This is a genomic window from Streptomyces sp. NPDC104202, assembly GCF_055584185.1.
The window spans coordinates 36,580-48,376 of record NZ_JBVJMN010000032.1 but is presented as its reverse complement, the minus strand read 5'-3'; the positions used below and the strand labels follow the sequence as shown (position 1 = coordinate 48,376).

At 71.2% G+C, this 11,797-nt stretch carries 13 protein-coding genes; 7 read left to right on the top strand and 6 right to left on the bottom strand.

Annotated elements, in window-relative coordinates; all coding sequences use genetic code 11:
* Positions 1–20: 20 nt before the first annotated feature.
* Entirely contained in the window at positions 21–890 is an 870-nt protein-coding gene (rfbA, locus tag ACZ60W_RS21075) for a glucose-1-phosphate thymidylyltransferase RfbA (protein WP_469756859.1), read from the bottom strand.
* A gap of 207 nt (positions 891–1,097) precedes the next feature.
* Between rfbA and ACZ60W_RS21070 the strand changes: the two genes are divergently transcribed.
* Positions 1,098–2,117 carry a Gfo/Idh/MocA family protein gene (locus tag ACZ60W_RS21070; RefSeq protein WP_469756858.1) on the top strand — a complete coding sequence of 340 codons (1,020 nt, stop codon included), beginning with the start codon at positions 1,098–1,100 and terminating at the stop codon, positions 2,115–2,117.
* Between the two features lie 79 nt (positions 2,118–2,196).
* On the opposite strand, the gene ACZ60W_RS21065 is transcribed toward ACZ60W_RS21070, so the two are convergent.
* The 4 genes from ACZ60W_RS21065 to ACZ60W_RS21050 form a co-directional block, all read right to left on the bottom strand.
* Positions 2,197–2,652, bottom strand: coding sequence for a nitroreductase/quinone reductase family protein (locus ACZ60W_RS21065; protein ID WP_469756857.1), 456 nt, complete (start codon positions 2,650–2,652; stop codon positions 2,197–2,199).
* 90 nt (positions 2,653–2,742) lie between these two features.
* Positions 2,743–3,339, bottom strand: a complete 597-nt coding sequence (locus tag ACZ60W_RS21060) for a dTDP-4-dehydrorhamnose 3,5-epimerase family protein (protein ID WP_469756856.1) — start codon at positions 3,337–3,339, stop codon at positions 2,743–2,745.
* A gap of 18 nt (positions 3,340–3,357) precedes the next feature.
* Complete coding sequence (locus tag ACZ60W_RS21055; RefSeq protein WP_469756855.1) at positions 3,358–4,020, bottom strand: sulfotransferase family protein; 663 nt, start codon at positions 4,018–4,020, stop codon at positions 3,358–3,360.
* A gap of 18 nt (positions 4,021–4,038) precedes the next feature.
* Positions 4,039–4,476: a carboxymuconolactone decarboxylase family protein gene (locus ACZ60W_RS21050; RefSeq protein ID WP_366305285.1), complete on the bottom strand. Its 438-nt coding sequence runs from the start codon at positions 4,474–4,476 to the stop codon at positions 4,039–4,041.
* A 186-nt stretch (positions 4,477–4,662) separates the two neighbouring features.
* On the opposite strand from ACZ60W_RS21050, the gene ACZ60W_RS21045 reads away from it, so the two are divergent.
* From ACZ60W_RS21045 to ACZ60W_RS21020, 6 genes are all read left to right on the top strand, one after another.
* Positions 4,663–6,114 (top strand): amidase, encoded by a 1,452-nt coding sequence (locus ACZ60W_RS21045; RefSeq protein WP_469756854.1) that lies wholly within the window; start codon positions 4,663–4,665, stop codon positions 6,112–6,114.
* A complete protein-coding gene (locus ACZ60W_RS21040; protein ID WP_469756853.1) occupies positions 6,081–6,317 on the top strand; it encodes a hypothetical protein in 237 nt (78 codons plus the stop codon). Before ACZ60W_RS21045 ends, ACZ60W_RS21040 begins: the two co-directional genes overlap by 34 nt.
* A gap of 2 nt (positions 6,318–6,319) precedes the next feature.
* The gene (locus ACZ60W_RS21035; protein WP_469756852.1) at positions 6,320–7,825 is read left to right on the top strand and encodes a glutamine synthetase family protein; all 1,506 of its coding nucleotides are present in this window, start codon (positions 6,320–6,322) and stop codon (positions 7,823–7,825) included.
* 79 nt (positions 7,826–7,904) lie between these two features.
* Positions 7,905–8,699, top strand: a complete 795-nt coding sequence (locus ACZ60W_RS21030) for a DUF3050 domain-containing protein (RefSeq protein ID WP_469756851.1) — start codon at positions 7,905–7,907, stop codon at positions 8,697–8,699.
* A 30-nt stretch (positions 8,700–8,729) separates the two neighbouring features.
* On the top strand, positions 8,730–9,065 hold the full coding sequence (locus tag ACZ60W_RS21025; RefSeq protein WP_469756850.1) for a 4Fe-4S dicluster-binding protein: 336 nt from the start codon (positions 8,730–8,732) through the stop codon (positions 9,063–9,065).
* Positions 9,062–10,945: a hypothetical protein gene (locus ACZ60W_RS21020; protein ID WP_469756849.1), complete on the top strand. Its 1,884-nt coding sequence runs from the start codon at positions 9,062–9,064 to the stop codon at positions 10,943–10,945. The genes ACZ60W_RS21025 and ACZ60W_RS21020 overlap by 4 nt, the downstream gene beginning before the upstream one ends.
* 75 nt (positions 10,946–11,020) lie before the next feature.
* Here ACZ60W_RS21020 and ACZ60W_RS21015 read toward each other — a convergent pair whose 3' ends face one another.
* A complete protein-coding gene (locus tag ACZ60W_RS21015) occupies positions 11,021–11,761 on the bottom strand; it encodes an antibiotic biosynthesis monooxygenase family protein (protein ID WP_469756848.1) in 741 nt (246 codons plus the stop codon).
* Between the last annotated feature and the right edge of the window lie 36 nt (positions 11,762–11,797).

Here is an 11,797-nt window from a genome sequence, read left to right as displayed (position 1 = left end):
TTCCCGGCCCCTTTCGGAGCTCAGCCCGCCTCGGCCATTTCCATGATGTATTGACCGTAGGACGATTTCGCGAGGCGGCTGCCGAGCCGGTAACAGGTCTCGCGGTCGATGTACCCCATGCGCCAGGCGATCTCCTCGAGGCAGGCGATGCGGACGCCCTGCCGGTGTTCGAGGACCTGCACGTAGTCGCCCGCCTCCATGAGCGCGTCGTGGGTTCCGGTGTCGAGCCACACGAAACCGCGGCCGAGCGGGATGAGCGTCGCCTCGCCCCGCTCCAGGTAGACGCGGTTGAGGTCGGTGATCTCCAGCTCGCCGCGCTCCGACGGCTTCAGTTCGCGGGCGATGTCCACGACCTGGTTGTCGTAGAGGTAGAGCCCGGTGATCGCGAGGTTGGTCTGCGGCTTGGCGGGCTTCTCCTCCAGGGCGATCAGCCGTCCCCGGTCGTCGAGCGTGCCGACGCCGTACCGCTCGGGGTCGCGCACCGGGTAGCCGAAGAGGACGCAGCCGTGCAGGTCCTGGGAGGCGCGCTGGAGCATGGGGCCGAACTCGTAGCCGTGGAAGATGTTGTCGCCGAGGACCAGGGCGACGGAGTCGTCGCCGATGTGGTCGGCGGAGACGAGGAAGGCGTCGGCGAGACCCCGGGGCTTGTCCTGCTCCGCGTAGGTCAGGTTGATGCCGAGCCAGGAGCCGTCGCCGAGCAGCCGGCGGAACATCTCCTGGTCCTCGGGGGTGGTGATGATCTCGATGTCCCTGATCCCGGCCAGCATCAGGGCCGACAACGGGTAATAAATCATCGGCTTGTCGTAGACCGGAAGCATTTGCTTTGATACACCGAGGGTGATCGGGTGGAGCCTCGTACCGTTGCCGCCGGCCAGGATGATGCCCTTCACCGTGGCGCCTCCTCAATCTATTCGGTGCCGAATGTGGCGGATGCCCGCACTTTATATCGGGAGAACGCACGGCCGGAAGTCGCGTCGCTCGCGTCCGGGAAGAGCCGATGACGGCGGCATTGACGAACAATGCACCACCTCTCCATGCTGGCCTCATCCCGGTTCAGGCACGCGAATTCCTCTTGTCGTTTAGGTGGATCTGTGAAAATGGAAGCTCTGACACCCGTTCAGGAATCCGACCGAAAGCCCGGCATCGGCATCGGCATCATCGGGTGCGCCGACATCGCCGTCCGGCGGGCCCTCCCGGCGATCCAGGCGTCGCCGTTCCGCCTGGTGGCGGTCGCGAGCCGTTCCCGGGAGAAGGCCGAGGGCGTCGCGGCCCCGTACGGCTGCGACGCCGTCGCCGGGTACGACCGGCTGCTCGAACAGCCCGGAGTCGACGCGGTCTACATCCCGCTGCCGAACAGCGAGCACGCCGAATGGGCGCGCAGGGCGCTGAAGGCCGGCAAGCACGTGCTGATCGAGAAGCCGGCGGTCTCCACCGAGGAGACGGCCCGGGAGCTCGTGGCGCTCGCCGAGGAGCGCGGACTGCTCGTCATGGAGAACTTCGCCTTCCTGCGGCACCCCCAGCACGATCTGGCCCGCGGCCTCGTCGCCGACGGGTCCATCGGCGAACTCCGCTCCTTCAACGGCGTGTTCGGCATCCCGCCGACCGATCCCCACGGCATCAAGTACCAGGCGGAGCTGGGCGGCGGCTCGCTGTGGGAGGTCGGCTGTTATCCGGTGCGCGCGGCCCAGGAGTACCTGGCCGCGGCGCCGCGGGTGCTGGGGGCCGGTCTGGAGTTCTCCGCCGGACTGGGCGTGGACGTCTCGGGCGTGGCGCTGCTGCGCGACGACGCCGGCGTCACCGCGAACTGCTCCTTCGGCCTGTCGCACAGCTACCGCTCGACGTACGACCTGTGGGGGACGGAGGGCCGGCTGACGCTGGAGTGGGCCTTCACCCCGTCGCGCGAGGCCCGTCCCGTGCTGGTCCTGGAGCAGCGGGACCGGGTGACCCGCATCGCGGCGCCCGCCTCGGACCAGTTCCTCGGCGTGTTCTCCACCTTCCACGACGCCGTCGTCGACCCCTCGGCGCGCGCGGCGCACCACCAGGACCTCGTGCGGCAGGCCGAGTTGATGGCCCGCATCCGCGCGCACGCCACCGCGGACCTCGCCGCCGCCCGCTGAGCGGCCGGCGGGTCCGGAGCACGACGAACGGCAGCCGGTGTCCGTGGACACCGGCTGCCGTTCTCTCGTGCGGCCGACCTCAGCGAGGGGTCAGCTTGACGATCGGGTACTGCCGCTCGGACTTGCTCTGGTACTTGATCATCCGGGGCTGCGCGGTGGAGATGAGCTTCCACGCCTCCTCGCGCTCCTCGCCCGCGAGCTTGACGGGCGTGACCTTCACCGCGCCGGGCTTGCCGGGCAGCTCGACCGTGGCCTGCTCCGGATGGGCCATCAGGTTGGTGTACCAGTCCGGGTTCTGGGTCCCGCCGCCCGAGGCGATGCTCAGCCAGGCGTCCTTGCCGTCGCCGAACCAGGCCACCGGGGTCACCCGCGGCTGGCCGCTGCGGCTGCCGATCGTGTTCAGGAGCAGCACGTCCATGCCCATGAACGTGGCCTTGCCGTCGTGCACCTTGCGGATCATTCGGGCGTTCATGCGCTTCTGCATCCACCGGGAGAAAGCCCCCGGCGTTCCCGGCTTGCGCTTGGTCTCCGCCATCTCCACCTCCACACATTTCCCGCGCCACTCGGGCGCGATATCAAAGACGAATTCTTGCGTTCAACGACCGCGCCCGCCACCTGAATGCGTTCAGAGAGCGAGGAAAGGTCGGGGCAGGCACTGCTCGTAGGTCGGCAGCAGGCCGGCGGCCGCGGCCTCGGCCAGGGTGGGGGCCACCGCGTCCTTGTCCGAACGGATGGGGGGTTCCGTCAGGTCCCACGGGAGCGCGAGCTCCGGGTCGAGCGCGTCGACGTCGATCATCGTCCCCGGCACGTACTCCTGCGAGCAGAGGTAGCTCATGCACGTGTCGTCGGTGAGGGCGAGGAAGGCGTGGCCGACCCCGTCGGGCAGGTAGACCGCCGTCCCCGACTCCGGGCTCTGGTAGGTGACGTCGTAGTGGCCGAACGTCGGCGAGCCCACGCGGAGGTCGACGGCGATGTCGAGCGCGCTCCCCCGGACACACGTGACGAACTTGGCCTGGCCGGGCGGGACCTTGGTGCCGTGGATCCCCCGGAGGGTGTTCCGCTTCGACACCGAGTAGTTGACCTGGCGGACGGCGAAGTCCCAGCCGCTGGCCTCCAGCAGGGCGCTGGTCTTCACCGACTCGAAGAAGTAGCCCCGCCGGTCGCTGAGCGGTTCCGGTTCGACGCGGTACGCGCCGGGAACCGCCATTTCCGTGATCAACACCGCATGCTCCTCGCTGAGTCAGCCGGCGGAGACCGGGCCGGCCCCGGCCGCCGCCGCGATCCGCTGCCGCATGGCCGCGGAGTCGTTGGCGTGCGGGAACTCCTCCTGGGGGACGTCGACGCCGAGGAAGGCGCACAGCGGCTCCCACCCCTGCTTCACGTCGTACACGAGGACGTTGTCCGCGCCGAGGACGCGCACGACCTCGTCGTTGTGACGGTGGTACGCCGCGATGGCGTGGTCCTTGTCCTCGAACCGGCCGCCGAAGACGCCGTCCCACACCAGGGTGCTGGTGAGGTCGAGCAGGCGCGCCTGCCGGGAGCCGGGCTCCGGCGGGTGCTCGGCGCTCTTGAGCACGAACTGGTAGAGCGTGTCGTACGTGCTCCGGTACCAGCCCTCGGCCTCGCGGACCGTGAGGATCACCTTGGCGTCGGGGAAGGCCCCGGCGATCTCCCGGTAGCGGACCGCGCAGGGTCCGTCCACGGCGGAGGTGTAGCCCTCGAACAGCGCCGGCCAGTCGGCGGGCTCGCCGTCGCAGACGACCTTCGCCCACTGCTCCAGGCGCTCGCCGTCGCCGACGATGTCGAACATGTGGAAGCAGGTGCCGAGACCGAGCCGGTCGAGCGCCACCTTCAGGGACGTCGTGCCGGTCCTGCCGAGACCGGCGTTGATGAGCTTCAGCACGGTTCCGTACCCCCTTCCTCAGCGAAAGGCCGCGGGTTCCTGGTTGGTGGCCACGTTGACGCGGTTCCAGAAGTTGACCAGGCCGATGTGCATGACGATGGCACCGAGCTGCTCGTCGTTGTAGTACTTGGCGGACTCCTCCCAGACCTCGTCCGGGGCCATGTCCACCGGGTCGGTCATCAGGGTCACGGCCTCGGCCATCGCCAGGGCGGAGCGCTCGGCGTCGTCGAAGACGGTCTGGTTGCGCCAGTCCGAGACCTGGGCCAGGCGCTTGTCCGCCTTGTCCGCGATCTCCTCGAGCGTGTAGACACGGCCGTTGATCTCGCTGACGAGCAGCCGGACCAGGTCGAGGGTCGTCTGCGGCACGCCGACCTTGCCGATGACCTCGGTCAGGTCGAGCAGGGGCTGCAGGGCGCCGGGAACGACGAGCGAGGGGTTGTCCATCCGTGGACTCATCGGGTCTTCTCCTGTGCGATTAAGTAGCGTGTGAGTGCGTGTCAGTACGTTGAATTACCTCGGAAACATGCTGCTCTCCGCCCTTCACCTGCGCAAGAAATCCCGTTCAAGTGCGGAATGCAGCAGATGCAACGCGATGCAATCCGTAAGTTGCCAGGAATTCAGCCGATGACTTGTAGTGGTCTCGTGTCAGAGTCCACCGCAACGAAGAGCCGGCAGCCGATCTGTCACGGCATTCAGGAAACACGCCAATTACTTCTCGAAGGTCATTCCACGGTCGCCGGGCACGTCGAGGACGTGCTCGGCGCCATCCGTGGGACGGACCCTGAGCTCGGTGCGTACGTCGAGGTGGCCGAGGCCCGCGCGCTGCGCGAGGCCGAGGCCGCCGACCGGCTCCTCGCCCGCCTCGGCCCGGCCGCCTACCGCGGCCGGCCGCTGCTCGGCGTCACCGTGTCGGTGAAGGACCTCATCCAGACCGAGGGGATCCCCACCCGGCGCGGGTCGTTGCTGCCCAACCACCGTACCGCCGCCGACGCGCCGTCCGTGGCGCGGCTGCGGGCGGCGGGCGCGATCGTGGTGGGGAAGACGACGACGTCGGAGTACGGGTGGAGCGCGAGCACCGTCGGCCGGCTCGGCTCCCCCACGCGCAACCCGTGGGCGCTCGACCGCACCGCCGGTGGCTCCAGCGGCGGTTCGGCGGCCGCGGTGGCGGCGGGCCTGTGCACCGCCTCGCTCGGCACCGACGGCGCCGGGTCGGTGCGCATCCCCGCGGCGTTCTGCGGGGTCGTCGGCTTCAAGCCGTCGTACGGGCGCATCCCGTACGTGCCGGCCTGCGCGGAACGGCTGTCCCACGTCGGTCCGTTGGCCCGGAGCGTGGCGGACGCCGCCGAGATGACGGCGGTGCTCGCGGGCCCCGACCACCGCGATCCCGACTCGGGGACCGCGCCGCCCGCCGCACCGGCGCCGCTCGGGCCGCTGCGCGTGGGCTGGATCGAGTTCCCGGGGACGTCCGGCGCGGTCCGTGACGTCACCGAGGGCGTCCTGCCCGTGCTGGCGTCGCTCGGGCACCGGGTGGAACGGATCGCGGTCCCGTTCCCGGACCCGTACGGCGCCCTGGTGGACATCCTCGCGGCCGCCGACGCGCACGGCACGGCGCCGGAGGACGACCCGTGGTGCGACGAGGGGCGGCTCGCGGTCGTGCGGTACGGGCGGTCGCTCGGCGCCGCCGCCGTGGCGCGCGCCGAGGCGACCCGGCTCGCCCTGCGGACCCGGCTGGCGTCGGTGATGGAGCGCTACGACCTGCTGGTCATGGCCACCGTGCCGATCGAGGCGTTCGCCGCCGACGCCCTCGCCCCGCCGTGGGCCGCCGACCCCGCGGAGCTGCGGTGGCTGGCCTGGTCCCCGGCCTCGTACCCCTTCAACCTCACCGGCCAGCCCGCCCTGTCGCTGCCCGTCGGCCTCACGCCGGCCGGGCTGCCGGTCGGGCTCCAACTCGTGGGCCGCGTCGGCGACGACGGCCTCGTCCTGTCGGCCGCCGGGCTCCTGGAGTCCGCGCTCGGCCTGACCCTGACTCCCCCCGGCAGCACGACGGAAGGAAGACGACCATGGCACCCAGGACGCTCGACGACGACCTCATGATCTCCGCCGCCGCGCTCTTCGGGACGGCGCTCGCCGCGCTCCCGAAGGACGCCGGGCGCCCCTTCCCCGCTCCCGTCCCGGCGCCCGCTCCCGCGGAGCCGGCGGACGACGACGACCTGTTCGCCCTCTCGGCCGCCGGGCTGCTCTCCACGGCGCTCGGCCTCACCCTGACCCGTCCCGGTGTCACAGCGAAAGGCAACTGATCATGGCCTCCAGATCGTGGTCCCGGATCGGCGGTGAGAGCGGCGTCGGACGCCCCTCCTTCGTCGCCGAGTTCGGGCTGTGGGACGACCGCCAGGCCGCCGCGGCCGAGCAGGTCGAACTCCAGCTGGACGAGGTCGACCTCGTCCGGGTGGTGTTCTGCGACCCGCACGGCCTCGCCCGCTCCAAGACGGTGCCGGCGGACGTCTTCCGCTCGGTGCTGCGCAACGGCATGGACTTCAGCGCCGGCCCGTTCCTCTTCGACACCGGTCACGCGGTGGCCGTCGACTTCCTCGCCGACGCCGGCGTGGGCGTCGGCGAGCTGCTCGGCGCGGGCGACTTCGTCCTCGTCCCCGACCCGCGCACCTTCCAGGTGCTGCCCCGGGAGGGCGCCAGGACCGCCTGGGTGCTCGGCGACGAGTACCTGCGCGACGGCACCCCGCACCCGCTCTCCGCGCGCAACGTCCTGCGCCGGGTCTGCGCCGCGTACGCGCGCCACGACCTGGCGCCCGTCGTCGGGCTCGAACTGGAGTGGTACCTCACCCGGCTGACCGGCGGCGGGCCCGTCGGCAACGCGGGCAACGGCTTCGGCCTCCAGGGCGCCGCCCCCGAGGTCGAGGCGGTGAACCCCGGCTACCAGTTCAACCTGGACAGCGCCTACGACTCCGTCGCCGACATCGCCGACCCGCTCGCCGCGATGCTGGTCCGGCTCGGCCTGCCGCTGCGCTCCTTCGAGCACGAGTCCGGCCCCGGGCAGCTGGAGACGACCTTCAACCCGATGCTGGCGCTCGACGCCGCCGACGCGATGCTGCTGCTGCGCACCCAGCTCAAGCAGGAGTGCCGCCGGCGCGGCCACCACGCCTCGTTCATGACCCTGCCGCGCCTGGAGAGCTTCGACCCCAGCGGCTGGCACCTCCACCAGTCGGTCAGCAGCACCAAGACCGACGTCAACCTCTTCGCCGAGGGCGACGGCCTCCAGGACGCCATCTCCGCCGAGGGCCAGGCCTACATCGGCGGTCTGCTCGCCCGGGCCCGCGAGCTCTGCCTGCTGTCCGTGCCGACCGTGAACGGCTACCGTCGCCTCTCCCCCGAGTTCACGCTCGCCCCGACCTCCGTCGACTGGCGGTTCGAGGACCGCAGCGCCATGGTCCGGGTCCTCAGCGGCGGCAGCTCGACCCACGTCGAGAACCGCATCGGCGAGCCCTGCGCCAACCCCTACCTGGCCATCGCCTCCCAGCTGCACGCGGGGCTCGAAGGGCTGCTCTCCGGTGTGCCCGCCGACGACGTCCCGCGCCCGCCGCTGCCCGCGACCCTGCCCGAGGCCGTCGAGGCGTTCCGCGGGAGCGACAGCGCCGAACGGCTGCTCGGCGCCCCGCTGAAGGAGTGCCTGGCGAGGCTCAAGGAGAGCGAGGCCGCCCGGTTCGCCGCCTGGTGCGCCGCCGAACAGCCCGACGGCCCCACGGCCGAGGTCACCGAGTGGGAGCACCGCGAGTACTTCGGCGCCTTCTGACCCGGCCGCCCCACAGACACCCCGCACGCCCGACCCGCACCACCGACCTTTCCACCCCGTCACGAAGGAGAGAACCACCATGTCGCGGTACGAATGGGATGGCACCAACCCGGCGATCGAGACGCTCAAGGGCGCGATCGAGCCGGCCCGGCGCAAGGTGCTGAGCCACGCGATCTACCACCAGCTGGACTCGGTCGACGCGGTCGTCACCTTCATGGAGCACCACGTCTTCGCGGTGTGGGACTTCATGTCCCTGCTCAAGTCCCTCCAGCGGCAGCTGACCTGCGTCGAGGTGCCGTGGCTTCCGTCGGCCGCCACCGGCAGCCGCCGGCTCATCAACGACATCGTGCTGGTCGAGGAGAGCGACGAGCTGGGCGAGGGCTTCATCAGCCACTTCGAGCTGTACGTCGACGGCATGCGGCAGGCGGGCGCCGACACCAGCCGTATCGACGCCTTCATCGGCCTGCTGCGCGCGGGCCGTCCCGTCCCGGCCGCCCTCGACGAGGCGGGCGTGCCGCGGTCCGTGGCCGACTTCGTGGGCACGACCTGGGACTTCATCGACAACGCGCCGGTGCACTGCCAGGCCGCGGCCTTCGCCTTCGGCCGCGAGGACCTGATCCCCGACATGTTCGACCAGGTCGCCGCGCTCGACGCCGGCCACGGCACGCTGTCCACCTTCGTGGACTACCTGCGCCGCCACATCCAGGTGGACGCCGAGGAGCACACCCCCATGGCCATGCAGATGCTGGCCGACCTGTGCGGCGACGACGCCGCCAAGTGGACCGAGTGCGAGGACACCATCGACCGCGCGCTCGCGGCCCGGACCCGTCTGTGGGACGGCATCTCCGACGCGATCACCGCCCACACCCGTTGAGGGGAACACTCTTGTGAGGGGAGCACACACATGGAGAGGGTGAAGGACACTCCATCCGTCGCCACGGCCGGGCGCGCCGAGCGGATCGCCACGCGGACCCGGGACGAGAACTGGAAGAAGCCGCCGCGTCGCATCGAGACGTCGGAGTGCATCACGTGCGACACGTGCCTGCGCAGCTGCCCGTCCGAGTTCGGCGCGGTCTTCGACGACGGTCTCAACGTCGTGATCGTGCCCGAGCTCTGCTCGGGCTGCCCGGTCTGCGTCATGGTCTGCCCCGTCGACTGCATCTACGTCGACGAGGAGTGGACCGCGACCGAGGCCCGCATGTGGGAGCACATCGACCTGACGGCGGGGGGCGCGGCATGACCTTCCCCACCGAGCGGGACGGGACGCTCCCCCGCCGGGCGGCGCTGGCCAAGGCCCGGCAGAGCCGGCGCCCGAGCCGGCTCGGCCGGAAGGCCGGGGCCGCGGACGAGCCCGACTACCTGGTGCCCAAGGACACCGGTTTCCCGGCGCTGCTGCGGCAGACCTGGCAGCGGGCGGTCGACGCCCCGGACCTGGCCACCGCCGTGGACACGCTGCTCACGCTCGCCGGGCACGTCCCGGCGGACATCCAGCTGCGGGCGCTGCCCGTGGCGGACGAGACGGCGCTGAAGGTGCTCGTCGGCCGTTCGTGGCGCGGCGACGCCCGCCCGGCCGACCGGGCCGGCTCGTCGGGGACGGCGTTCCTCGGCGAGGTCGGCCTGGACAAGAGCGGCCGGCTGGTCGTCCGGGTCCCGTCGAAGGGCCCGCTGAGCGGCGAGGCCGAGCTGGTCGACGGCGTCCTGCGGGTGCCGTGGTCCGCCGAGGACCTCGCGGACTACCAGGTCGAGCTGGCGCTGGCCGACGACCGGTGGCACGCGTCGGTCGCCGACTGCCGCCAGTACCTGCTCGCGGCGGGCTCGGACGGCCGCCGCGAGCTGCTGGACAACCTCACGGAGGCCGCCCTGCGGACCGCTCCGTTCATCCTGTACGCGGGTGAGCGGCAGTACACCAACTTCCGTGACCGCAACACGCTGACGGGCAAGACGCTGCGGCCGGGGCACCCCGACTGCGCGCTGAGCACGCTGGCGGCGGTGCCCCTGGAGCTGTGGTCGGACAGCGACGTGCTGCTGGTCGTCTGCCTGACGCTGCTGGTGCGCTCGTCGGGCTACGGACGGATCGAGGAGGCCAACGGGACGCAGCTCACGCTCGACCACGTGGCGCTCCTCTTCGAGCGGACCCGGACCGCGTACAACGCGGCCGACACCTCGCTGCCCCCGGTGCCGGCCCCGGCCTCGCACGGGGTGGCGGCGCTCGGCGCCCTCGCCGACGCGCTCGCCGCCCGGCGCCGGGAGCTGATGGGCACCGTCCGGCTCTACCGGGAGATCTACGGCCCGCTGATGCACAAGATCGAGCGGGTCGCGGGACCCGTCAAGGACGACGCGGAGCAGCTGGAGGCCGCGCTCTGCGCGCGGGTGCGGGAGCGGCTGCCGGTCACCGGCTCCACCCTCGCCGAGCTGACTGCGGAGCTGGAGGCGGCGCCCGGCTGGCTGGCCGAACCGCACGGCGAGTTCGGCACGGGCCTGGAGTCCCTGGTGTACGAGACCGTGCGGGCGTCGACGGCCGTGTTCGACGCCGACTTCGCGATGAGCCGCGGGATGCGTTCGCTGCCCGCGCTGATCGAGGCGCTGCGCGCCGAGGAGTTCCCGAAGATCGCCGCGTGGGAGATCCCGCACTTCTTCTGCTGCGTCGTGCCGTCGCCGGAGTCCGGCCGGCTCTTCGGCGGGTCCGCCTCGCACCTGGCGGACACCGCGTGGGCGATCTCCTCGCGGATGCAGTACAACTCGTGGCACTTCCTGGTGGGCAACCTCCCGAAGGTGCCGGAGATCGCGGCCCGTGACCACTTCGTGCCGCCGGCGATCCCGGACATCGCGTACTACTCCGACCAGCACCACAACGGCCACGTCGCGGCCAAGGTGCGGTTCACGGTGCGCAGTCCGCAGGCGGTGGAGGTCCTGGGCCGGAAGTTCAACGGGTTCATGGACCTGCGGCTGCTGCGCTGCGAGGGGCTGCCCTTCGACGAGCAGGACCTCCTGGCGGCGGACCGCGTGTCCGCGTTCATCGCGCGGGCGACGAGCCTGGCCGCCACCATGGTGGCGGGCGGCGCGCACATCGAGGTGGCGTCGTTCGACTCGCAGTGGCACTGGGACAAGATCGCCGCTTGATCCGGACGCACCGGAAACCACGTGGGGCCCCTGGCGCATCGCCAGGGGCCCCACGTGGTGTGCGGTGTCCGGGGATCAGACCGTCGCCGGCTCGGCGGAACGGGTGTGGACGGCACGGTAGCTGTTCCAGTCGATGCTGGTGATCAGGGAGTACTGCTTGCTCTGGAAGGCGCTGCGGGCCGCGGACCAGTCGGCCTCGGCCTGGTTGCGGTGGGCGTCGTAGGAGGCCTTGTCGGCCCACTGCGAGTAGGCGATGACGAAGTCGTTGTCGGTGCCGACGGTCGCCAGGGTGCCCTCTCCGCCGTCCAGGTTGCGGGAGCGGATGCCGCGCAGGATGCTCTGCGAGCGGTAGCCGGGCACGTCCACGAGCCAGTCGTGGGCGCTGCCGAGGGCCTTCACCAGGGCGCCCTGCTGGGCCGGCTTCACGCCGAGGATCTCGACGACCGTGTAGTCGTCGCGCTCCGGCGAGACCTCGGTGACGTCGCCGAGCCCGGGGTGGCGCTGGGTGAACTCCACCTCGTTCTGCATGAGGCGGACGTAGGTGGTGATCTCGCGGAAGACCGGCACGGTGTGGTGCTTGAACTCGCTGTCGTTGTAGCGCGACTCCAGGTCGTCCATGCCGCGCCACTGGATGAAGTTGAGGGTGCCGGGGTTCTGCTCGCCGCGGTGGACGGTGCTGGAGATCCAGCCCGGGTAGGCGGCGACGTCGACGATCTTCTTCATCTCGGTGACGAGCGTGTCCACGCGGTCGCGGGAGTCGGTCTTGAAGAGGTTGAGGACGGTCAGGTGCCCGGCCTCGGGGTTGATGATCGGCATGGTCGCTCCTTGGGTAAAAGGTGGACGCCCCGCGGG